Annotated in this window: 16 protein-coding genes; 4 read left to right on the top strand and 12 right to left on the bottom strand. The window is 72.7% G+C overall.

Annotated elements, in window-relative coordinates:
• Position 1: 1 nt before the first annotated feature.
• Positions 2-1,339, top strand: a complete 1,338-nt coding sequence (locus BLW86_RS08415; protein ID WP_093878571.1) for an MFS transporter — start codon at positions 2-4, stop codon at positions 1,337-1,339.
• Here BLW86_RS08415 and BLW86_RS08420 read toward each other — a convergent pair.
• On the bottom strand, positions 1,311-2,462 hold the full coding sequence (locus BLW86_RS08420; protein ID WP_093873437.1) for an acyl-CoA dehydrogenase family protein: 1,152 nt from the start codon (positions 2,460-2,462) through the stop codon (positions 1,311-1,313). The two genes, BLW86_RS08415 and BLW86_RS08420, sit on opposite strands and share 29 nt — an antisense overlap.
• A gap of 115 nt (positions 2,463-2,577) precedes the next feature.
• On the opposite strand from BLW86_RS08420, the gene BLW86_RS08425 reads away from it, so the two are divergent.
• The gene (locus BLW86_RS08425) at positions 2,578-3,183 is read left to right on the top strand and encodes a TetR/AcrR family transcriptional regulator (protein WP_093873438.1); all 606 of its coding nucleotides are present in this window, start codon (positions 2,578-2,580) and stop codon (positions 3,181-3,183) included.
• Positions 3,184-3,341: 158 nt separating this feature from the next.
• Here BLW86_RS08425 and BLW86_RS08430 read toward each other — a convergent pair whose 3' ends face one another.
• From BLW86_RS08430 to BLW86_RS08445, 4 genes are read right to left on the bottom strand one after another with little or no spacing between them, the layout of a single operon-like run.
• Positions 3,342-4,700, bottom strand: coding sequence for a GH1 family beta-glucosidase (locus BLW86_RS08430; protein ID WP_093873439.1), 1,359 nt, complete (start codon positions 4,698-4,700; stop codon positions 3,342-3,344).
• A 26-nt stretch (positions 4,701-4,726) separates the two neighbouring features.
• The gene (locus BLW86_RS08435; RefSeq protein ID WP_093873440.1) at positions 4,727-5,566 is read right to left on the bottom strand and encodes a carbohydrate ABC transporter permease; all 840 of its coding nucleotides are present in this window, start codon (positions 5,564-5,566) and stop codon (positions 4,727-4,729) included.
• A 28-nt stretch (positions 5,567-5,594) separates the two neighbouring features.
• Positions 5,595-6,590 carry a carbohydrate ABC transporter permease gene (locus tag BLW86_RS08440; RefSeq protein WP_093873441.1) on the bottom strand — a complete coding sequence of 332 codons (996 nt, stop codon included), beginning with the start codon at positions 6,588-6,590 and terminating at the stop codon, positions 5,595-5,597.
• A 13-nt stretch (positions 6,591-6,603) separates the two neighbouring features.
• Positions 6,604-7,920 carry an extracellular solute-binding protein gene (locus BLW86_RS08445; RefSeq protein WP_093873442.1) on the bottom strand — a complete coding sequence of 439 codons (1,317 nt, stop codon included), beginning with the start codon at positions 7,918-7,920 and terminating at the stop codon, positions 6,604-6,606.
• 201 nt (positions 7,921-8,121) lie between these two features.
• On the opposite strand from BLW86_RS08445, the gene BLW86_RS08450 reads away from it, so the two are divergent.
• On the top strand, positions 8,122-9,432 hold the full coding sequence (locus BLW86_RS08450; protein ID WP_093873443.1) for an ROK family transcriptional regulator: 1,311 nt from the start codon (positions 8,122-8,124) through the stop codon (positions 9,430-9,432).
• A 34-nt stretch (positions 9,433-9,466) separates the two neighbouring features.
• On the opposite strand, the gene BLW86_RS08455 is transcribed toward BLW86_RS08450, so the two are convergent.
• From BLW86_RS08455 to BLW86_RS08485, 7 genes are all read right to left on the bottom strand, one after another.
• Entirely contained in the window at positions 9,467-11,644 is a 2,178-nt protein-coding gene (locus BLW86_RS08455) for a discoidin domain-containing protein (RefSeq protein WP_093873444.1), read from the bottom strand.
• A gap of 228 nt (positions 11,645-11,872) precedes the next feature.
• Positions 11,873-14,245 (bottom strand): bifunctional serine/threonine protein kinase/MFS transporter, encoded by a 2,373-nt coding sequence (locus BLW86_RS44020; protein WP_093873445.1) that lies wholly within the window; start codon positions 14,243-14,245, stop codon positions 11,873-11,875.
• 45 nt (positions 14,246-14,290) lie between these two features.
• Positions 14,291-15,427, bottom strand: coding sequence for an XdhC family protein (locus BLW86_RS08465; RefSeq protein WP_093873446.1), 1,137 nt, complete (start codon positions 15,425-15,427; stop codon positions 14,291-14,293).
• Between the two features lie 37 nt (positions 15,428-15,464).
• The gene (locus tag BLW86_RS08470) at positions 15,465-16,937 is read right to left on the bottom strand and encodes an NCS2 family permease (protein ID WP_093873447.1); all 1,473 of its coding nucleotides are present in this window, start codon (positions 16,935-16,937) and stop codon (positions 15,465-15,467) included.
• A gap of 238 nt (positions 16,938-17,175) precedes the next feature.
• Positions 17,176-19,575, bottom strand: coding sequence for a xanthine dehydrogenase family protein molybdopterin-binding subunit (locus tag BLW86_RS08475; protein WP_093873448.1), 2,400 nt, complete (start codon positions 19,573-19,575; stop codon positions 17,176-17,178).
• 2 nt (positions 19,576-19,577) lie between these two features.
• Positions 19,578-20,174 (bottom strand): (2Fe-2S)-binding protein, encoded by a 597-nt coding sequence (locus BLW86_RS08480; RefSeq protein WP_030692714.1) that lies wholly within the window; start codon positions 20,172-20,174, stop codon positions 19,578-19,580.
• Between the two features lie 2 nt (positions 20,175-20,176).
• Positions 20,177-21,067, bottom strand: a complete 891-nt coding sequence (locus BLW86_RS08485) for an FAD binding domain-containing protein (protein ID WP_093873449.1) — start codon at positions 21,065-21,067, stop codon at positions 20,177-20,179.
• A gap of 305 nt (positions 21,068-21,372) precedes the next feature.
• Here BLW86_RS08485 and BLW86_RS08490 point away from each other — a divergent pair, with 305 nt between their 5' ends.
• A complete protein-coding gene (locus tag BLW86_RS08490; RefSeq protein ID WP_093873450.1) occupies positions 21,373-23,067 on the top strand; it encodes a PucR family transcriptional regulator in 1,695 nt (564 codons plus the stop codon).
• Positions 23,068-23,289: the final 222 nt, after the last annotated feature.

The raw sequence follows: 23,289 nt of genomic DNA on the forward strand, positions 1-23,289 counted from the left end.
GGTGAGGAGACACGACGGGACCGGCACCTACCTGGCCGGAGCTCTGGTGGCCCGGGTCGGGGACGAGAGCGCCGGACCGGCGCTGCTCCTCGCCGGCTTCGCCCTGGCCGGATCCGCCGGCGAGGCCTCGGCGCTGCTCGCGGGCGTCAGCCTCTCCGCCGCGCTCGGCGGCCCCGTGCTCGGGGCGTTCCTGGACAGGGCGGCGCGACCGGGCCGTCTGCTCGCCGGAGCGCTCGTCCTGTACGCGGCGGGCCTGACGCTCGTCCTCGCGGGGCTCGGCCGGCTGCCGTTCGCCGTCACCGTGGCGACGGCGGTCCTCACGGGCCTGCTCGGCCCGGCCCTCTCGGGGGGCTGGTCCGCCCAGCTGCCCCGGGTGGCGGGCGGCCGGCTGCCCCGGGCGAACGCGCTGGACACGATGACCTTCGGCGCGGCGGCCCTGGCGGGACCGGCCCTCGCGGGCGGGACGGCGGAGGCGCTGGGCGCGCCGACGGCCGTGATCCTCGCGGCGACCCTCATCGCCTCGGCGGCACCTGTGGCGTGGGGGCTCCCCGTGCGGGAGCGGGCCGGGGGCGGACACACCACGCGGGCCCGGGACGCACCGCCCGCTCGGGCCCGGGACGCACGGCCCACGCAGGCCGAGGGCGTGCCGACCACTCGGACCCCGGGCGTACCGCCCACGCAGGCCACGGATGTGCGGACCGCCCCGCCCCCGCTCGCACGTCCGCCCTCGGTGGTCCGCACCTTGGTCTCCGGGACGCGGGCCGTGCTCGGGAATCCTCGTCTCGCCCGGGCGACCCGCACCTCGGTCGTCACCTGTGTCGCCCAGGGCATGCTGACGGCCTGCGTCCCGCTCCTGGGCGAGCGGGTCCTCGGCGGAGCCGGCCGTGGGGCGGTGCTGCTCTCCTGTGCGGCGGTCTCCGCCTTCGTGGCGAACGCCCTGCTCGCCCGGTTCCCGCTCGCCCTCTCTCCCGACGCGCTCGTACGGGCCGGGGCGCTGGTCCAGGCGGCCGCGCCCGCCCTCGCCCTGACGGGCGGGCCCGTGGCGCTGGTGGCCGCCTTCCTCGTCGCGGGCCTCGGCGAAGGCCCCCAGCTCACCGCCCTGTTCGCGGTGCGGCACCGGGAGTCCCCGGAGCATCTGCGCGGTCAGATCTTCACCACCGGCGCCAGCCTCAAGATCACCGGCTTCGCCCTCGGGGCCGCGGCCGCCGGCCCCCTGGCGGCGCGGTCGCTCCCGGCCGCCCTGGCGGCGGCGACGGCCACGGCGCTGCTCGCGGCGGTCGGGGGCGGGCGGGAGCGGACGGACTCGGGGGTCACGCCGTCCGGGCGAGTCCCCGGCTGATCACCAGGCGCTGGATCTGGTTCGTCCCTTCGAAGATCTGCATGATCTTCGCCTCGCGCATGTAGCGCTCGACCGGGAAGTCGCGGGTGTAGCCGTAGCCGCCGAAGACCTGGACGGCGTCCGTGGTGACCTTCATCGCCGTGTCGGTGGCGATGAGCTTGGCCGCGCTGGCCTGACGGCTGAAGGGGCGGCCGAGGTCGCGGCGGCGGGCCGCGTCCAGGTAGGTGGCGCGGGCCGCGTCGACGGCGGCGGCCATGTCGGCGAGGAGGAAGCCGAGGCCCTGGTGGTCGACGATCCGGCGGCCGAAGGTGGTGCGCTCGTTGGCGTACGCCACGGCGGCGTCCAGCGCGGCCTGGGCGAGGCCGGTGGCACAGGCGGCGATGCCGAGGCGGCCGCTGTCGAGGGCGCTGAAGGCGATCTGGAGGCCCTGGCCCTCGTCCCCGATGCGCCGGTCCTCCTCGATGAGGGCGCCGTCCCAGTACGCGGCCGTCGTCGGCACGGCCTGGAGGCCCATCTTGCGCTCGGGGGCGCCGAAGCTCAGGCCCTCGGTGGCGCCGGGGGCGAGGAAGCAGGACACGCCGTGGCTGCCGGGGGCGGTACGGGCGAAGAGGGCGTAGAAGCCGGCCTTGCCGCCGTGGGTGATCCAGGCCTTGGTGCCGGTGACGCGGTAGCCGCTGCCGTCGTCCTGGCGCTCGGCCTTGCAGGTGAGGGCGGCGGCGTCGGAGCCGGCCTGCGGCTCGGAGAGGCTGTAGCCGCCGATGCTCCGGCCCTCCAGCATCGCGGGGAGCCAGCGCTCCTTCTGCTCCGGGGTGCCGAAGGTGTGGAGGGGGTGGCAGGCGAGGGTGTGGACGCTGGTGGCGACGCCGACGGCGGCCCAGCGGGCGGCGAGCTCCTCCAGGACCTGGAGGTAGACCTCGTAGGGCTGGCCTCCGCCGCCGTGCTCCTCGGGGTACGGGAGGCCGAGGAGCCCGGCCTCGCCGAGGGTGGCGAAGAGCCCCTCGGGATAGGTCTCGGCGGCCTCGTGCTCGTCCACCCGAGGAGAGAGCTCCTTGTCGGCGATCTCCCGGGTGAGGGCGATGAGGTCCGCTGCCTCGGGGGTGGGAAGCAGGCGGTCGACATCCATGGCGACTCCAGCGGCGCGCAAAGTGGTACTGGGAAAGGTACTGCAGTACCGCTGAGCGTAGCGCAGAAGGGTGCCGACGTAACCCCCCGGAACGACGGCCTGGAATACTGGCGGGGTGATCGAGACCTCCGCCGCCGACGCCCTCAAGCTGACGGGCCGCGGAGCGGCACGCCGCTCCGCCCTCTTCGAGGAGCTCGTCGCCCTCCTCGTCGGCGAGGGCTTCGCCCGACTGACCCTCGACGATCTCGCCGCGCGGCTGCGCTGCTCGAAGCGGACCCTGTACGGCCTGGCCGACAGCAAGGAGCAGCTGGTCCGGGCGGCGGTCGTGCACTTCTTCCGGCGCGCCACGGCCCGGGTCGAGGCGGTGCTCGCCGCCGCGGCGGATCCGGCCGAGCGGCTCGCCGCCTATCTGCGGGCGGTCTCGGCCGAGCTGGCGCCCGTCTCGCCGCAGTTCTTCGACGACGTGGCGGCCTTCGAGCCGGCGGCGGAGGTGTACGAGCGGAACACCCGGGCGGCGGCGGGCCGGGTGCAGCAGCTCATCGAGGAGGGCGTGCGGGCCGGCGTGTTCCGCGAGGTGCACGTGACCTTCGCGGCCGACGTCATCTCCTCGGTGATGGTCCGCATCCAGCGGCGCCAGGTGGCCGCGGCGACCGGCCTCGCCGACGCCGAGGCCTACGAGCAGCTGGCCGAGCTGCTGCTCAGCGGCCTCCGGAAGGCCTGAGGGACAACCCCGTACACGGGCCGCGCCCGGCTCCGTCCTCGGAAGGACGGGGCCGGGCGCGGGTTGCCGGGGCGGGCGGGGACGGTCGGGGTCCCGGCGCGTCCGAGCGGGCTCGTACGGACCGGTCCCCCGCGCCCGCCTCCGGGCGCTGCGGGGCGCTACCGGGCGTGCGGCGCGCGGTGGGCGGCGACGATCTCCGCGTACCGCCGCCCGCTCGTCTTCACGGTCCTGCGCTGGGTCGCGTAGTCGACGTGGACGAGCCCGAAGCGCTTGTCGTAGCCGTAGGCCCACTCGAAGTTGTCGAGCAGGGACCAGGCGTAGTACCCGGCGAGCGGGACGCCCTTGCGCAGGGCGCGGGCGCAGGCGGCGAGGTGCTCCTCCAGGTAGCGGGTGCGCTCCGGGTCGTGGACCTCGCCGTCGGGGCCGGTGGTGTCGGGGAAGGCCGAGCCGTTCTCGGTGACGTACAGCTCGCGCACGCCGTAGTCCTCGGTGAGCCGCAGCAGGAGGGCCTCCAGTCCGCCCGCGTCGATCTGCCAGTCCATGCCGGTGCGGGGCACGTCGGGGAGGCGGACCTCTCGGGCGTGCGGGACGGGGCCCGTCGGGTCGTCGGCGACGGTGACCGGGAAGTAGTAGTTCAGTCCGTGCCAGTCGAGGGGGGCGGCGATGGCCTCCATGTCGCCCTGCCGCTCCGGGAGTTCGACGCCGTACAGCTCGCGCATGTCGGTGGGGAAGCCGCGCCCGAAGACCGGGTCGAGCCACCAGCGGTTGGTGTGGCCGTCCATGCGGGCGGCGGCGGCGACGTCCTCGGGGCGGGTGCTCGCGGGCGCGACGGTGGAGTGGTTGGTGACCAGGCCGACCCGGGCGCCGGGGGCGGCGGCGCGGACGGCGGCGGTGGCGAGGCCGTGGCCGAGGAGCAGGTGGTACGAGGCGCGGACGGCGGCCGTGAGGTCGGTGAGGCCCGGCGCCATCCGGCCCTCCAGGTGACCGATCCAGGCGGAGCAGAGGGGCTCGTTGAGGGTGGCCCACCGGGTGACGCGGTCGCCGAGGCGCTCGGCGACGACGCCGGCGTAGGCGGCGAGGTGTTCGGCGGTGTCGCGGACGGTCCAGCCGCCGCGGTCCTGGAGGGCCTGCGGCAGGTCCCAGTGGTAGAGGGTGACGGAGGGGGTGATCCCGGCGTCGAGGAGGCCGTCGACGAGCCGGTCGTAGAAGTCGAGCCCGGCCTTGTTGACGGGCCCGTCGCCGCCGGGGACGACGCGCGGCCAGGCGACGGAGAGCCGGTAGGCGTCGGTGCCGAGGCCCTTCATGAGGGCGATGTCCTCGGGCCAGCGGTGGTAGTGGTCGCAGGCGGTGTCGCCGTGGTCGCCGTTGTCGATCGCGCCGGGGACGCGGGAGAAGGTGTCCCAGATGGAGGGGGCGCGGCCGTCCTCGGCGACGGCGCCCTCGATCTGGTACGCGGAGGTGGCGGTGCCCCAGGCGAAGGACGGGGGGAAGGCGGCGAGGTCGAGCGGTTCTGACACGGGAGTCCTTTCGGGCCGGGAGGTCGTCACTTGACCGCGCCCGCGGTGAGGCCGGTGACGAGGTAGCGCTGGAGGAGCAGGAACCCGGCGACGACGGGGACGCTGACCACGAGGGAGGCGGCCATCACCTGGTTCCAGTAGACGTCGTTCTGGGTGGCGTAGCCCTGGAGGCCGACGGCGAGGGTGCGGGTGGTGTCGGTCGTCATGACGGAGGCGAAGAGGACCTCGCCCCAGGCCGTCATGAAGGCGTAGACGCCGACGGCGACGATGCCGGGGATCGCGGCGGGGACGACGACCCGGAGGAGGGCGCCGAGCGGGCCGCAGCCGTCGACCTTGGCGGCTTCGTCGAGGTCGCGCGGGACGGCGTCGAAATAGCCGATGAGCATCCAGATGGAGAACGGCAGCGAGAAGGTCAGATAGGTGAGGATCAGACCTCCGCGCGAGCCGAAGAGCGCGATGCCGGTGGCGTTGCCGATGTTGACGTAGAGGAGGAAGAGCGGCAGCAGGAAGAGGATGCCGGGGAACATCTGGGTGGAGAGCACCGTCACGGTGAAGACGCGCTTGCCGCGGAAGGCGTAGCGGCTGACGGCGTAGGCGGCGAAGACCGCGACGGCCAGGGAGCAGACGGTGGCCGTGCCCGCGACGACCAGGGAGTTCACGAAGTAGTCGGCGAGCGGGACGGTCCGCCAGATGTCGAGGTACGGGCGGAGGGTGAGCCCGGAGGGGATCCACTGGAACTTCCCCGAGACGTCCGCGAGCGGTTTGAGGGAGCTGGAGACCATCACGTACACCGGCAGCAGGACGAAGCCGGTGAGCAGGGTCAGGAAGATCCGTCGGCTCCAGAGGAAGGAGCGGGGCGCGGCCATGGGCGAGCGCGGGGGCCTGCGAACGGTCTCAGGCATCGCTCGCCTTCCTTCCCCGGGTGGTGAGCAGCAGGTAGGTGCCCGTGACGGCGAGCAGGAACAGCAGGAGCAGGACCGACATCGCCGAGCCGGTGCCGAAGTTCCAGGTCTGGAACGAGGACTGGTAGATGTGCAGGGAGATCAGGTCGGCGGATTCGGGGGCCGCCTTGCCGAAGAGGACGAAGGGGGTGTTGAAGTCGTTGAAGGTCCACAGGAACAGGACGAGGACGAGGACCTGGTTGACCGGCCGCAGGGACGGCAGGGTGATGTGGCGGATCTGCTTCCACGTGCCCGCGCCGTCGAGGGCGGCGGCCTCGTAGGTCTCCCGCGGGATGTTCTGGAGTCCGGCCATCAGGACGAGGAAGGCGAAGGGCCAGCCCTTCCAGACGGAGACGACGAGCAGGGTGACGAAGGCGTTGTCGCCGATGAGCCAGAAGGCGGGGCTGTCGCCGATGCCGAGCTGGTCGTGGAGGACGTGGTTCACCAGGCCGTTGTCCCGTTGGAACATGAACGCCCAGGTGATGACCGCCGCGTAGACCGGCAGGGCGTACGGGACGAGGAAGAGCGCGCGCAGGAAGCCCCGGCCGCGGAAGGTCTCCTGCATGAAGAGGGCGGCGGCGGTGCCGAGGAGCCAGCACAGGCCGACGGAGCAGAGGGTGAAGAGGCAGGTCGTGAGGAACGACTTCAGGAGTGCTTCGCCGACGGGGGCGTCGAAGTCGACCGAGACCGTGTAGTTGTCGAGTCCGGCCCAGGGCGCGGCCGTCCAGTCGCGGATGAAGAACTGGGTGAGCTCCTTGAAGCTCATCACGATGCCGATGAGCATCGGCACGAGGTGGACGAGGAGTTCGAGGAGGAGGGCCGGGAGGAGCAGCAGGTAGGGCAGGCCGCGGGCCCGGAGCCGCCCGGGGCGGCGCCGGCGCGGGGCCGCCCCGGGGGTGTGCCGCTGCCCGGTCCGCCCGTGGGGCTTCTCGATGGCGGTGGTGGTCATGGTGGTGTCCGGCTCACTTCTTGGGCATCTGCTGCTGGGCCTTGTCGAGCTTGGCGCGTACGGACTCGGTGGTGACCGGGCGGCCGGCGGCCGCGTCGGCGAAGAGCTCCTTGACGGCGGTGCCGACGACGGTCTCGAACTGGGACTCCTCGGGAACCTGCGGCAGGGCGGCGGCGCTGGTGGCGAGGGTCTGCTTGAGGACGGTGACGGTGGGGCCGGCGAAGGCGGGGTCCTGCTGGGCGCTCTCGACCGGGGGGATGGAGCCGTAGGCGTGGTTGAGCGTCTTCTGCTCGGTGTCGCCGGTCATGAACTTCACGAACTTCAGGGCACCTTCGCGGTTCTTGGTGTTCTTGAAGACGGCGAGGTTGATGCCGGCGACCATGGAGTTGATGCCCGTGCCCTGGCCGGGGGTGCCGGAGGGTACGGGGGCGGGGGCGACGCCCCACTCGTCGGGGCCCATGCCCTGGGCCGCGAAGGTGGTGCCGGGGGTCTGCCAGAGGACCATGGCGGTGCGGTCCTTGGCGAAATCGGCGAGGGACTGGTTCTGGGCGTACTCGGCGTTGCCGGGGGCGACGATCTTGTGGGCGGCCATGAGGTCGACGTACTGCTTGACGGCGGCGACGGCGCCGTCGGAGGTGAAGTCGGCCTTGCCGTCGGGGGTGAAGAAGTCGGCGCCGTGCTGCTTTCCGAGGACGAAGACCTGGTGGATGTTGTTGGCGAGGTTGCCGCCCTCGACGCCGATGGCGGACTTCCCGTCCTTGCTGAGCTTCTTGCCGTCGGCGATCAGCTCGTCCCAGGTGGCCGGCGGCTTCGCTATGCCGGCGTCCTTGAACATCTTCTTGTTGTAGTAGAGCGCGTAGGCCATGGAGTAGAGCGGGACGGCGGCGGGGTCCTGGCCGACGGCGCCGGTGGAGCCGAGCGCGGAGGCGACGAAGCGGTCCTTGCCTCCGATGGCCTCGAAGTTCTTCGCGTCCCAGGGCAGCAGTGCGCCGGTGGACTGGAGGGAGGCGCTCCAGGTGTTGCCGATGTTGAGGACGTCGGGGCCCTGGCCGGAGGTGGCTGCGGTGAGGATGCGGTTGAGCAGGTCGGACCAGGGGATGACCTCCAGCTTGACCTTGATGCCGGTCTCCTTCTCGAAGCGGTCGAGCTCCGGCTGGAGGACCTTCTTGTCGACCTCCAGGCTCGCGCCCTGGTTGGAGGCCCAGTAGGTGAGGGTCTTGCCGCCGCCGGAGCCGGAGCCGTCGGCCGGGGAGCCTCCTCCGCAGGCCGCGGCGGTGAGGACGAGGGAGAGGGTGACGGCACCGGCGGCCGCGGCTCTGATTGTGCGCATGGCTCCTCATGGCCCTTTCGGGGAGTGGCGGGGAGCTGGGGAGGGCGGGGTCGGCGGTCGCGTCCCGCGTTCAGGAGGTGAAGGCTTCGACAGCCCCTCCCCGGCTTATTTCAGGACGTGAGTTAAACCTCAAGAGAAGGTCGCGTCAAGGGTCCCGGCAGCGGTATGTTGCGGTCAGGACTACTTCCCCAGGGGGCCCAAGTGACCATGCGGAACGGCCGCACCGTGCGTGACCTGCGACGCGAGAACCGCACCGCCGTCCTCCAGCGCCTGTACTTCGACGGCCCCATGAGCCGCTTCTCCCTGGGCCCGGCCACCGGGCTGAGCTCCGGCTCCGTCAGCAACGTGGTCGCGGAGCTCGTCGCGGAGGGCCTCGTCGAGGAGGCGGGCAGCGTCGACTCGGCCGGCGGGCGTCCCCGCACCCTGCTGCGGATCACCCCCGGCAGCGGCTGCATGATCGGCGTGGACGTCGGCGAGACCCGGGTCCGGATCGAGCTGTTCGACCTCACCCTCACCGAACTCGCCCGCACCGAGCGCCCCTTGGCGGTCGAGAGGCCGAACCCGCACGACCGGTACGAGGTGGGGGTCGTCGTCGACCACGTCCGGGCCGGCATCGCCGAGGTGCTCCGGACCGCGGGCGTCCCCGCCGAGCGGCTGCTCGGCGTCGGCGTCGGCGTGCCCGGCATCGTCGCCCGCACCGCCGAGGAGGGCGCGGTGGTGCACGGCCAGACCATCGGCTGGGACGCCGTCCCGCTGGAGCGGCTGCTGCGCGAGAGCGTGGACCTGCCGGCCTCGGTGCCGTACTGGATCGACAACGGCGCCAAGACCCTCGGCCAGGCCGAGATGTGGTTCGGCGCCGGCCGGGGGGCGCGCAGCGCCGTGGTCGTGCTCTTCGGCTCGGGCGTCGGCGCCTGTGTGGTCACCGACCCGATGGGGCCGGGCCGGGCGCTCGAATGGGGCCATCTGACGGTACGGGTCCGGGGCCGCCGCTGCCGCTGCGGCGCCCGGGGCTGCCTGGAGGCGTACGCGGGCGCGGAGGCCCTCCTGGAGCGCTGGCGGGAGGCGGGCGGACGGCCTCCGGCGGGCGCGGACGAGGAGACGGCCCTGACGGCGATGCTGGCGGCCGCGTACCCGGCGGACCCCGGCACGGGTCCCGACGCCACCGCCCTGGCCGTCCTGGAGGAGACCGCCGAGTACCTGGGCGCCGGTTTCGCCGATCTGATCAACCTCTTCCAGCCCGAGCGCATCCTCGTCGGCGGCTGGGCGGGCCTCCAGCTCGGCGCCCGCTTCCTGGAGACGGTGAAGGGGTACGCGGCCGAGTACGCCCTGAGGTACCCGGCGGCCCGGGTCGGCATCGGCATGGGCACCCTGGGTCCGGACGCGGTGACGGTCGGCGCGGCGATCCTGCCGCTCGCGGACTTCTTCGCCCGGGGCGGGCGGCGGGCCGAGGCGGAGCCGACCGAGGAGCAGCCGGCGTGGGCGTCGACCGTACGGGAGAGGGCGGCGCACTGAGCGTGCGCCGCCCTCCGGCCCACCCCCTGGGGGGTCAGGGGTAGGACACCACCGTGGAGGGCACGGTGGCGGTGCCCGAGGTCGGGGCACCGGTGTCGTTGACGACGTGCTCGTACTGGCCGTTCCCGCCGAGCGAGACGACGAGCAGGTCGTGGAACCGCACCCCGGGCTTCACCGGGGCCCGGAAGCCGTGGTCCTGACGGATCGTCGGGTCCACGTTGTAGTAGCAGTAGCTGCCGAGCCCCCAGCCCTCGTGGGTGGTCACGGAGTCGTCGACGCGGTAGGCGGCGTAGCCCTTGTGGGGGCCGTCCTGGACGGCGGCCTGGTTCGGGGCGTCGTACGCCTTCTCGTTCTGGAAGAAGATCGTGCGTCCGCGCTCGCCGAACCACTCGACGTCGTACTTGTTGAAGTGCTCGACGAAGAGTCCGGTGGCGAGGACGTCGTCGCCGTACACGCGGACGCCGTAGTCGGCGCGGTTGGTCTCCCAGCCGACGCCCTCGCCGTGGTCGGCGCGCCAGACCCAGGTGTGGTCGACGATCGTGTCGTCGCTGTGCACGGCCATGGCGACGGTCGCCTTCCCGGCGCCCGCGCCGCCGACGCGGAAGTAGACGTCCTGGACGGTGGTGGGGTCGGCGGCGTGGTCGGCGGAGGCGTTCTGCGGCCCGACCTCCAGGAGCGTCGGCGATCCGACCTGGCCGGCGTCGATCAGGAATCCGGCGAGCCGGACGCCGTCGACGTCCGCCACGCGCATCGCGGTGACGCCGTTGTCCGGAATGATCGTGGCCAGGCCGAGGCCGAGGACGATCGTGCCGGCGCGGTTCACCTCGATCGTCCGGTCGACGTGGTAGACGCCGGGCGTGAACAGCAGGTGCAGGCCCTGGGCGAGCGCCTGGTTGACGGTGGCGGCCGTGGCGCCGGGCTTGACGACGTAGAACCGGCTCAGGGGGATCTTCTCGCCCTGCGGGGTGCCGTTCGCCCAGGTGGTGCCGCGGGCGTTGGTCCGCTTGGCCGGGGAGAAGACCTTGTACTGGTTGTCCTCCCAGATCAGGTACGGCTTCTCGCGGGAGATCGGGGTGGTGTCGAGGGTGGTGTACTTCGGCTCGGGGAAGGCCTGCGCGGGTGCGCCCTCGGTGCCGGAGAAGACCTGGTTCCAGACGCTGTTGGACCAGCCTCCGACGGAGCTGTCGCGGGTGTACCACTGCTGCTGCGAGTAGTTGCCGACCTGGCCGTCGATCTTCGAGTCGGCGATGTAGCCGCCGCTGGCCCAGCCGTAGCCGCTGGGGGCGAGGTTGAGCCCGCCCTTGACGTGCATGCGGCGGAAGGAGGAGGCCTGGGCGACGGCCCACCGGTCGGTGCCATTCACCGGGTTGAGGGCGAGCCCCTCGGCGCCCCGCCAGAAGTTCTGGGTGGCGTTGCCGTTGAACCAGCCCGCGTCGACGGTCACGTCGCCGTTGACGGTCGTGTCGTCGGGGCGCAGCCCGAGGCCGGCGATCTGGGTGTAGAAGCCGATCTGGGCGTTGAGGCCGTTGTAGGTGCCGGGCTTGAGGAGGAAGGCGTGCCGGCCGCCGCCGAACTGGGCCGACTCCTGCTGGGCGAACACCTCGTCCAGCTTGGCCTGGATGCCGGGCGTGAACGGGTCGAAGACGTGCACGTTCGGCCCGAGGTCGCCGCCGCCGGGCAGCACCGGGCCGCCGTCGCCGGTGCCGTAGACCTGGAACTCCCAGAGGGAGTAGCCGTATCCGGTGGCGCGGGCGGTGCCGTACACACGGACGTAGCGGGCGGTGCCGGTGACGGCCAGCGACTCGTTGCCGCCGGGGCCGTTCGCCGTGCTGTACGCGGTCGTCCAGTCGGTGCCGTTGCCGGAGAGCTCGATGCGGTACGCCTTGCCGTAGGCGGTCTCCCAGCGCAGGTCGACCCTGCTGAGCGCGGCGGGGGCGCCCAGGTCCACCTGGATCCACTGCGGATCGGCGAAGGCGCTGGACCAGCGGGTGCCCGGGTCGCCGTCGACGGCGGCGCTCGCGGGGGTGCCGCCGTTCTCCTGACTGGAGGCTATGGCGGGCTTGCCCTGCGAGAGCAGGACGGGCGCGGCGGCGGCCGGCGGTGCGGCGACCAGCGCGAGGAGGCCGGCGAGGAGTGCGGTGACGAGGGCGGCGGCGGTGGTGCGGGGGCCTGGGCGTGGGGGTGGCGCGAGGCGGGTGCCGACTGCGGGCATGACTCGATCTCCTCGTACGTGAGGGGGAGTTGGGGAAGGGGAGCGCGCTCTCCGCAGCAGATGCTGGCGGTTGGCCCTCACGGGGGTCAAGGCATCCGACACGACTTTTCTTTTGTCTTGCATTAAGTATCGAGGGAGAGGTGGGGACGCCTCCTCGGGGAGGGGCGCGCACGCCGGGGCTCCGGACGGGCCACCCCGTCCGGACAGGCGAGCGGCGACGCCCCGGGACTAACGACGGGGAGAGACGGGTGACGGGGCCGTCACCATCAGACCTCCGGTCAGGCCCGCGGCCAGCAGGAAGAGCACCGCCCACCAGGGCGGACCGCCCTGGCTTGCGTACAGCGCCGTCCCGAAGCCCGCGCCCACCGTCTGGGCCGTGACGACCGCGGCCGAGGCAACCCCCGTGTGCCTGCCGAGGCCCGTGTCGACCACGACGGCGAAGAGCGGCATGAAGGCCAGGCCGATGCCCAGGCCCGCGAGGAGCATGGCCGGGAGCAGCGCCGCGTATCCGCCGCCGCTCTCGATGCCGGTGATGGTCAGCGCCAGGCCGAGGGGCGTGACCACCAGGCCCGACACGAGGAGGACACGGGGCGCCACGCCACGCGCCAGCAGACGCGGGGAGATCTCGACGGCGCCGGCGGCGATCGCGGCGACCATCGGCAGCATGGCGAGGCCCGTCGTGGACACGGAGAACCCGAGGTTCATCATCAGGATGAACGCCAGCGGCGGCAGCAGCGCGAGGATCCCGGCGCCGGCGAGGAGCATGGTGAGGAAGCCGCCGAGCCGGCTGCGGTCCTTGAGGACGGACGGGGGCAGCAGCGGGTTCGACCCGGCGCCCTGCCGTCCCAGGAAGGCCGCGAGCAGGACCGCGCCTCCCGCGACCAGGCCCAGGACCAGTGGGGTTCCCCAGCCCGGAGCCGCCTTGACGGAGCCGTACAGCAGCAGGGCGACCCCGAACCCGCCCAGCAGGACTCCGGGCAGGTCGAAGCGGGCGCCGGGGCGGTCCGGCCGGTCGTGCGGCAGGACGCGGCTCCCGGCCAGGGCGATCAGGGCGAGGAGCGCGATGACGACCAGCACCGGGCCCCGGCCCATGAGCCCGGTCGAGGCCCCGACGGCCGGGCCGCCGACAGCGACCGTGGCGTAGACGCCGAAGGCCCTGACCCGCGCCTTCGGTTCCGGGAAGACGGTGGCCACCAGGGCCGGCGCCGCCACTGTCACCAGCGCGCCGAAGCCGCCCTGGAGGACCCGGGCCGCGATCAGAGCCGCGGGAGCGAACTCGCCGGCCGAGCCGCCGAGCACACAGGCCCCCACGAGCCCCGACAGACCGACGACCAGCGTCCGCCGGCCGCCGACCCGGTCGACGAGATGGCCGCCGAGCAGCAGCAGCGCGGCGAAGGGGACCGCGAAGGCGTACGACTGCGGGCTCTCGCCGCTGAGATCGAAAGGATCCCGCGTCACCCCGAGCAGCACCGCCAGCTGTGCGAGAACGATGACCGCCAGTCCTCCACGGCGGCGCGGTGACGCAACGGGAACCCGGTGGGCCGGAGCCGTGGGGGTGTACGCGGGCGCCGGGGCCTGCGCCTGGGCCGGGACCCCGGCTCGGGGCGCCGTCTCCGTCACCGGCTGGGCGGCGGGCGTTCCGGCGTGGGGCGCCGTCTCCGTCACCGGCTGGGCGGCGGCCGTTTCGGCTCGGGCAGCGGGTACGTAGTCGAGCAACTGCGCCGCGTGCCTGCCCAGTTGGACCAGGACCTCGCCCGGCAGCCAGACACCGCCCTCGTCCCCGCCGGTGAGGGCCGCGATCCGTTCGGGGGTGGGGCGCGCCGCCGGGTCCTTCTCCAGGCAGGCGCGGACGAGGCCGAGCAGCGACTCCGGTACGCCCGTGAGGTCGGGCTCCTCCTCGGCGACCCGGAAGAGGTGGGCGTTCAGGCCGGTGTCGGTGGCGCCGAAGAGGAGACGCCCGGTGGCGGCGTACACGAGGACGGCACCGAGGCAGAACACGTCGCTGGCGGGGGTGAGTTCGAGGCCGCGGACCTGCTCCGGGGACATGAAGCCGGGCGAGCCGATCAGCATGCCGGTGCGGGTGTGCAGGCTGTCTCCGGCCAGGCTGTCCATGGCGCGGGCGATGCCGAAGTCGATGACGCGGGGCCCGTCCACCGTCACCAGGACGTTGGACGGTTTGAGGTCGCGGTGGATCAGGCCCGCCTCGTGCACGACCCGCAGCGCGAGGGCGAGACGGTTGGCGAGGACGCGGACCGAATGCTCGGGCAGCGGCCCGAAGTCCCGGGCGACGACGGTGGTCAGGTCGGGCCCGGCGATGTACTGGGTGGCCACCCAGGGCACGGCGGCCGTGGTGTCCGTGTCGGCGTCGAGGACGTCGGCGGTCCAGCTCCCGCCCACCCGCCGGGCGGCCGCCACCTCGCGGGCGAAGCGCTTGCGGAACTCCGGGTGGGCGGCGTACTCGGGCTGCACGACCTTGACCGCGACCGTACGGCCGACCTCGGAGCGGCCGAGGTAGACCAGACCCATCCCGCCCGCCCCGAGACGGGCGATGAGGCGGTAGGGGCCTACGTGCGTCGGGTCTTCGGCGATCAGCGGGTCCACCCGGGAAATCTAGCCGAGGCCCCGGCGGCCGTCCCGGAAACGGAGCTACGCGACCGAACCTATGCGCCCGTCCGGCTCGCGGGGCCCCTCGTGGTGGATCGGGGTGTGGGCGCCCGTGAGGGAGACCCCGCTGCCGCCCCGGCGGTTGGCGACGATCTCGGCGCCGATCGAGAGGGCGGTCTCCTCGGGCGTGCGCGCGCCGAGGTCGAGGCCTATCGGGGAGCGCAGGCGGGCGAGTTCGAGTTCGGTGACGCCGACGCCGCGGAGGCGCTCGTTGCGGTCCTCGTGGGTGCGGCGGGAGCCCATCGCGCCGATGTAGGCGACGGGAAGCTTGAGGGCGGCCTGGAGGAGGGGCACGTCGAACTTGGCGTCGTGCGTGAGGACGCACAGGACGGTGCGGCCGTCGACCTCGGTCGACTCCAGGTAGCGGTGGGGCCATTCGACGACGATCTCGTCGGCCTCGGGGAAGCGGGCGGGCGTCGCGAAGACGGGCCGCGCGTCGCAGACGGTGACGTGGTAGCCGAGGAACTTGCCGACCCGGACGAGGGCGGCGGCGAAGTCGATGGCGCCGAAGACGATCATGCGGGGGGCGGGGACGGAGGACTCGACCAGGAGGGACAGCGGCTGTCCGCAGCGGCTGCCGTCCTCGCCGATCTCCACGGTGCCGGTGCGGCCCGCGTCGAGCATCGCGCGGGCCTCGCCGGCCGCGGTGCGGTCCAGCTCGGGGTGGCCGCCGAGCTTCCCCTCGTACGAGCCGTCGGGACGGACCAGCAGCGCCTGCCCCAACAGGTCCGCCGGCCCGTCCACGATCCGGGCCAGGGCCGCCGCCTCCCCCGTGGCGGCGGCCGCGAGCGCGGCGGGGAAGACCCCGCCGCGGACCGGGGTGACGAGGATGTCGATGATGCCGCCGCAGGTCAGGCCGACCGCGAAGGCGTCCTCGTCGCTGTAGCCGAAGCGCTCGACGACGGTCTTCCCGTCTTCGAGGGCCTGGACGCACAGGTCGTAGACCGCGCCCTCCACACACCCGCCGGAGACCGATCCGATCGCCGTGCCGTCGCCGTCGACGGCGAGTGCGGCTCCCGGCTGCCGGGGCGCGCTGCCGCCGACCGCGACCACGGTGGCGACGGCGAACGTGCGTCCCTGCTCGACCCACCGGTGCAGCTCTTCGGCGATGTCCAGCATGTCGGTCTCCTTGGGTGTACGGAGGGCGGGTGGGGCGTCAGCTGACGCCCAGCCAACCCTCGATCGGGTGAAGGGCGAAGAACACGATGAAGATCGCGGTGAGGGCCCACATGAACGCGCCGACCTCGCGCGCCTTGCCCTGCGCCACCTTGATGACGGTGTAGGCGATGACGCCGGCCGCGACGCCCGGGGTGATGCTGTAGGTGAACGGCATCAGGACGACGGTCAGGAAGACCGGGATCGCGACGGAGCTGTCGCCCCAGTTCACGTGCTTGGCGTTCATCATCATCATCGCGCCGATGACGACCAGGGCGGCGGAGCCGACCTCACGGGGCACGATCTGGGTGATCGGGGTGAAGAAGATGGCGGCCGCGAAGAACAGGCCGGTGATCACCGAGGAGAAGCCCGTGCGGGCTCCCTCGCCGACGCCGGTGGCGGACTCCACGAAGACGGTCTGGCCGGAGGCGCCGGTGACGCCGCCGATCGCGCCGCCCGCGCCGTCGATGAACAGCGCCTTGGACAGGCCGGGCATCCGGCCCTTGTCGTCGGCGAGGTTGGCCTCGGTGCCGACGCCGATGATGGTGGCCATCGCGTCGAAGAAGCCGGCGAGGACCAGGGTGAAGACGATGACGCCGACGGTGATGTAGCCGACGTCGCCCCAGCCGCCGAAGGAGACGTCGCCGAAGAGCGAGAAGTCCGGGCTGGAGACCGCGCTGCCCTTGAGCTCCGGGGCGCCGTTGGCCCAGGAACCCGGGCCCTTGGCCGGGACGTCGGCGACCGCGTTGACGATCAGCGAGATGACGGTGCCGGCGACGATGCCGATGAGGATCGCACCCGGAATCTTGCGGGCCTGGAGCGCGAAGATCGCGAGCAGGGTGACCGCGAAGATCAGTACCGGCCAGCCGACGAGTTCGCCGCCGGCGCCGAGGGTGATGGGCGGGCCGAACTGCGGGCCGGCGCCCACGAAGCCGGCCTTGTTGAAGCCGATCAGCGCGATGAAGAGGCCGATGCCGATGGTGATGCCGTGCTTGAGCGGCAGCGGGATCGCGTTCATGATCATCTCACGGAGACCGGTGACCACCAGGAGGCAGATCACCACACCGTAGACGACGCACATGCCCATGGCCTGCGGCCACGTCATCTGGGGCACGACCTGGGTCGCCAGCACACCGGAGACGCTGAGCCCCGCCGCGAGGACGAGCGGGACCTTGCCGAGGAAGCCCATCAGCAGGGTGGTCACCGCCGCCGCGAAGGCGGTCGCCGTGATGACGGCGGAGGTGGCGAGGACGTGCTTGTCGACGTCCGGGCCGCCGAGGAGGATCGGGTTGAGCAGGAGAATGTACGCCATCGCCATGAAGGTGGTGACGCCGCCGCGGATCTCCGTCGCGACGGTGGATCCTCTCTCCGAGATGTGAAAGTACCGGTCGAGCCAAGAGCGCCCGGCGGGGGTGCGCGAGCCGGAGCCCGCGTCCTCAGCGGCGGTCTTGGGCTCCACAGACGACTGGGTCATGGGGCCTACTCCCAAGGTTCAAAGGGGCACCCGCATCAGACTTCTAAGCTCTGACGGTGAAGCTGCGGGATTTGGGATATTTCGTTGGCTGCACGACCCGGGGGACGGCCCGAGACGAACGGGGTGCTGCGGGTGAAGCGGTACTGCGGTGATGCGGGTTTCCCGAGAGGGAGTGCTCCGGGCGGTGCGGGCGGTGGAAGTGTGACGTTCCTGGGAGGCACGCACCGCCCGGAGAGTCCTACAGGGTGCCGGTGAGCGCCTCGGGGCGGACCGGCGTCTTGTTGAGCTCCAGGCCCGTCGCCGCCCGGATCGCCGCGAGGACGGCCGGGGTGGACGACAGGGTCGGGGCCTCGCCGATGCCCCGGACGCCGTACGGCGCGTTGGGGTCGGCCAGCTCGAGGTAGTCGACCGGGATGGTCGGCGTGTCGAGGATGGTCGGGATCAGGTAGTCCGTGAAGGAGGGGTTGCGCACCTTCGCGGTCTTCGGATCGACGATGATCTCCTCCATCACCGCGACGCCCAGGCCCTGGGTGGTGCCACCCTGGATCTGGCCGACCACGGAGAGCGGGTTGACCGCCTTGCCGACGTCCTGCGCGCAGGCCAGCTCGATCACCTTCACGAGGCCGAGCTCGGTGTCCACCTCCACGACCGCGCGGTGCGCGGCGAAGGCGTACTGGACGTGGCCGTCGCCCTGGCCGGTGACGAGGTCGAAGGCCTGGGTGGGCCGGTGGCGCCACTCCTCCTCGACCTCCACGACCTCGTCCTCCAGGACGTCCGCGATGCTCGCGAGGGCCTCGCCGGCGTCGGTGACGACCTTGCCGCCCTCCAGGAGGAGCTCGGCGTTGGCCCAGGCCGGGTGGTACGAGCCGAACTTGCGCCGGCCGATCTCCAGGACCTTCTCGCGGACGATCCCGCAGGAGTTCTTGATGGCGCCGCCGGTCATGTACGTCTGGCGGCCCGCGGAGGTCGAACCGGCCGAGCCCACCTGGGTGTCGGCGGGGAGGATGGTGACCTGCTGGACGCCGAGCTCCGTGCGGGCGATCTGGGCGTGGATGGTGATGCCGCCCTGGCCGACCTCCGCCGCGGCGGTGTGGACCGTGGCGACGGCCTCGCCGTTGATGACCTCCATGCGGATCCTGGCGGTCGAGTAGTCGTCGAAGCCCTCGGAGAAGCCGACGTTCTTGATGCCGACGGCGTAGCCGACGCCCCGCACGACGCCCTCGCCGTGCGAGGTGTTGGACAGCCCGCCCGGCAGCGCGCGGACGTCCGCGCCCTCGCCGGCGGTCTCCCACTGGCGCTCCGGCGGCATCGGGCGGGCCTTGACCCGGCGCAGCAGCTCGGCGACCGGGGCCGGCGAGTCCACGACCTGGCCGGTCGGCATGATCGTGCCCTGCTCCATGGCGTTGAGCTGGCGCAGCTCCACCGGGTCCATGCCCAGCTTGGCCGCGAGCTTGTCCATCTGGGCCTCGTAGGCGAAGCAGGCCTGGACCGCGCCGAAGCCGCGCATGGCGCCGCAGGGCGGGTTGTTGGTGTAGAGGCCGATCGCCTCGATCTCGACGTCGTCGACGACGTACGGGCCGATCGAGAGGGAGGAGGCGTTGCCGACGACCGAGGCCGTGGACGACGCGTACGCGCCGCCGTCGAGCACGATCTTGCACTTCACGTGCGTGAGCTTGCCGTCCTTGGTGGCGCCGTGCTCGTAGTAGAGCTTCGCCGGGTGCCGGTGGACGTGCCCGAAGAAGGACTCGTACCGGTTGTAGACCATCTTGACCGGCTTGCCGGTGCGCAGGGCCAGGATCGAGGCGAGGATCTGCATGGAGATGTCCTCGCGGCCGCCGAAGGCGCCGCCGACACCGGCCATGGTCATCCGGACCTTCTCCTCGGGCAGGCCGAGGCAGGGGGCGATCTGCTTGAGGTCCGAGTGCAGCCACTGGGTGGCGACGTACAGGTCGACGCCGCCGTCCTCGGCCGGTACGGCGAGGCCGGACTCGGGGCCGAGGAAGGCCTGGTCCTGCATGCCGAAGGTGTACTCGCCCTTGACGATGACGTCGGCGCGCTTGGCGGCCTCGTCGGCGTTGCCGCGGATGATCGGCTGGCGGTGCACGATGTTGGGGTGCGGGACGTGACCGGAGTGGTGGTCGTCGCGGTTCTCGTGGACGAGGATCGCGTCCGGGGCGAGCGCCGAGGCCTCGTCGGTGATGACGGGCAGCTCGCGGTACTCGATCTTGATCTTCGCGGCGGCGCGGCGGGCGGTCTCCGGGTGGTCGGCGGCCACGAGGGCGACCGGCTCGCCGTGGTGACGGACCTTGCCGTAGGCGAGGACCGGGGTGTCCTGGAACTCCATGCCGTAGTTCTTCGCGGCCGGCAGGTCCTCGTGGGTCAGGACGGCGTAGACGCCGTCCATCGTGAGGGCCTCGGAGGTGTCGATGGAGACGATCTCGGCGTGCGCGACGGTGGAGCGCAGGATCTGGCCCCACAGCATGTCTTCGTGCCACATGTCCGAGGAGTAGGCGTACTCGCCGGTGACCTTGAGGGTGCCGTCGGGGCGGAGGGTGGACTCGCCGACGCCGCCCTTGACGTGCTTCTGGGTGACCTCGGTGGGCGTACCCGCCGGAACGGTGCGTGTGTTCTGAGCCATCGTCAGACCGCCTCTCCCTGACGCTCCTGGCGAGCGGCCGCGAGGCGGACCGCGTCGAGGATCTTCTCGTAACCGGTGCAGCGGCAGAGGTTGCCGGAGAGCGCCTCGCGGATGTCCGCGTCCGTCGGGGACGGGTTGCGCTCCAGCATCTCGTCGGCCGCGACGAGCAGACCGGGGGTGCAGAAACCGCACTGGACGGCGCCGGCGTCGATGAACGCCTGCTGGATCGGCGAGAGTTCGACGCCTTCGCCGGTCTGCGAGTCCTGGGCGGGCTTGGCCTCCCACTTCTTGGCGGCGTCGACCGAGGTGCCGCAGGCACCGCTCGCGCAACCGCCGTGCGCCTCGCGCTCCTTGGCGTACTCCGCCAGGCCCTCGACGGTGACGACCTCGCGGCCCTCGACCTGACCGGCGGCGACCAGGCACGAACACACCGGCACGCCGTCGAGGCGGACCGTGCAGGAGCCGCACTCGCCCTGCTCGCACGCGTTCTTGGAGCCGGGCAGACCCAGGCGCTCACGCAGAACGTAGAGGAGGGACTCGCCCTCCCAGACGTCGTCGGCTTCCTGCGGACGACCGTTGACCGTGAAATTGACGCGCATGGTTATGCAGCTCCCTCAAGCGTGCGGCCGGCGCCGCGGTACTGCTCCCAGGTCCAGCCGAGCTGGCGGCGAGCCATGATGCCGACGGCGTGGCGCCGGTACTTGGCGGTGCCGCGGACGTCGTCGATCGGGTTGGCGGCGGCCGAGCAGAGGTCGGCGAACTGCTTCGCGATCGAGGGGGTGATGATCTTGCCGTTCTCCCAGAAACCGCCCTCCTCCAGAGCCGCGTTCAGGAAGGCCTCGGCCTCCTTGGCGCGGATCGGGGTCGGCGCGGCGGAGCCGATGCCGGTGCGCACGGTCCGGGTCTCCGGGTGCAGGGCCAGGCCGAAGGCGCAGACGGCGATGACCATCGCGTTGCGGGTGCCGACCTTGGAGTACTGCTGGGGGCCGTCCGCCTTCTTGATGTGGACGGTCTTGATGAGCTCGTCGGGCTGGAGCGCGTTGCGCTTCACGCCCGTGTAGAACTCGTCGATCGGGATGAAGCGGTTGCCGCGCACCGACTCGACCTCGACCTCGGCACCCGCGGCGAGCAGGGCCGGGTGGGCGTCGCCGGCGGGCGACGCGGTGCCGAGGTTGCCGCCGACGCCGCCGCGGTTGCGGATCTGCGGGGAGGCGACCGTGTGCGAGGCCAGCGCCAGACCCGGGAGCTCTGCGCGCAGGTGCTCCATGATCTGCGTGTACGGAACGGAGGCGCCGAGGCGCACGTTCTCCTCGCCGACCTCCCACTCGCGCAGCAGCTCGATACGGTTCAGGTCCAGGAGGTACTCGGGGCGTCGGTGGTCGAAGTTGATCTCGACCATGACGTCGGTACCACCGGCGATGGGCACGGCCGTGGGGTGCTCGGCCTTGGCGGCGAGCGCCTCCTCCCAGCTGGCGGGGCGAAGGAAGTCCATGGTGGCTCTCTTCTAGTGATTCTGGTGATCGGGGGTCGAGCTAGGGGGTCCGGGGGGACGGCCGGCCCTCGACGTCGTGTTCATGTGCTGTTCACGCGGTGTGTGGCCTAGTACACAAGCCACTGTCGCCCGGGGTGCAGTCACCGAAAACATGAAGGAGTTGGCTGGTGCCCGTCGTCGTCTTGTAGATTCGAACGAACGGTGGAGAACAGAAACCTCTCCGTTTCCCCCTGGAAACGGTGGCACCGCGCCACCGTCGACAACGCGACACCACCATCACCGAACGAAGGAACGGCGGCGACACGATGCGGCTGCGCGCACTGCTGGAGAACGACGCGCTCGGGCTGCGCCTGCTCGGCGGCGAGGACGAGCTGGACCGGACCGTCCGAGGCGTCATGACGACGGACCTCAAGGACCCCAGCCGGTACCTGTCCGGCGGCGAGCTGGTGCTGACCGGCCTCGCCTGGCGGACGGACCCGGCCGACGCCGAGCCCTTCGTCCGGATCCTGGCCTCGGCCGGGGTGGCGGCCCTCGCGGCGGGCGAGGCCGAGCTCGGCGACATTCCCGACGATCTCGTGGAGGCGTGTTTGCGCCACCGGCTGCCGCTGTTCGCAGTGAACGAGTCCGTTGCGTTCGCGACGATCACCGAGCACGTTGTTCGACAGGTCTCCGGCGAGCGGGCCGGCGACCTGGCGGCCGTCGTCGACCGGCACCGGCGGCTCATGACCTCCGGACCGGCGGGCGGCGGACCCGAGGTCGTCCTCGACCTCCTCGGCTCCGACCTGGACCTGCGGGCCTGGGTCCTCTCCCCCACCGGCCGCCAGATCGCGGGCGCGGGCGAGCCCCTGGAGGCCGGGCTCGCCGCCACCCTGGCCGGCGAGCACCTGGCCGCCACCCGCACCGGCCGGCGCGGTCCGCACCGGCTGAGCGTCGCCGGAACGGCGTACTCCCTCTTCCCGATCCGCAACACCGGCCGGGGCGCCGCGCCCGCCTCCCGGGACGTGCGCGAGACGGTCCTGTCGGACTGGCTGCTGGCCGTCGAGGCGGACGCCGGGGACTGGCCCGCCGCCCGGCTCGACCTGCTCCAGGGCGTCACCCAGCTGATCGCCGTCGAGCGGGACCGGCGCGACGCGGCCCGTACGGTACGGCGCCGGCTCGCCCAGGAGGTCCTGGAGCTGGTGCAGACGGGTGCCGCGCCCGCCGAGATCGCGGCCCGCCTGCGGGTCGCCGCCCCGGTGCTGCTGCCCGGGCTCGGCACGGCCCCGCACTGGCAGGTGGTCGTCGCCCGCGTGGAGTGGGACCAGGAGGCCGGTCAGGCCCCCCTGGACAGCGGACCGGTCGCCCAGTCGCTCCTGGAGGAGGTCCTCGTCGACCCGGCGACCGTCGGCGCCGAGTCGGCCGACCGGATCGCGGTCGCGCACAGCGGCGACGAGGCGATCGCCCTGGTCCCGCTGGCCGCGGGCCCGCTGCCGGAGAGCGAGGACGAGGGCCCGGCCCCCGCCCTCGGCCTCCACGCGGACGCGCTGCTCGCCTCCGTACGGGCGCCGCTCTCCGCGGGCCTCGACGGCGACGGGCGCCTCACGCTGGGCGTCAGCGCCGCCGTGCACTCGGCGGAGGGCCTGCGCGGGGCCCTGGAGGAGGCCCGGCACGCCCGCCGGGTGGCCGCCGCCCGCCCGGGCCGGGTCTGTGCCGCGGGCCACCACGAGCTGGCCTCGCACGTGCTGCTGCTGCCGTTCGTCCCGGACGACGTCCGGCGCGCCTTCACGGCCCGGCTGCTCGACCCGCTGCGCGACTACGACCGGCGCCACCGGGCGGAGCTCATCCCGACCCTGGAGGCCTTCCTGGACTGCGACGGCTCCTGGACCCGCTGCGCGACCCGCCTCCACCTGCACGTGAACACGCTGCGCTACCGGGTGGGCCGGATCGAGCAGCTCACCGGCCGCGACCTCTCCCGCCTGGAGGACAAGCTCGACTTCTTCCTGGCGCTGCGCATGAGCTGACGCCGTCCGGGTGAACCGGACCGGATGTGCCAGGGCCCGGCGGGGCCTCGATGATTCACTCCTTCGGGCGAGTCCGGAGGAGTGGCGAACGGGGCCGCGGCGGGCCCTTCGGCATGGGGGCCGCGGACCGGGCCCGGGCCTGATCACCGGCGTGATCACGGGCCGATCGGCCGTCCGACGCCCGGTCGGAACGGGCCGGGGCGGGGGTCCGCACCCCCTGCG

It is taken from the genome of Streptomyces sp. TLI_105, assembly GCF_900105415.1.
In the GTDB taxonomy this organism is placed as follows: domain Bacteria; phylum Actinomycetota; class Actinomycetes; order Streptomycetales; family Streptomycetaceae; genus Streptomyces.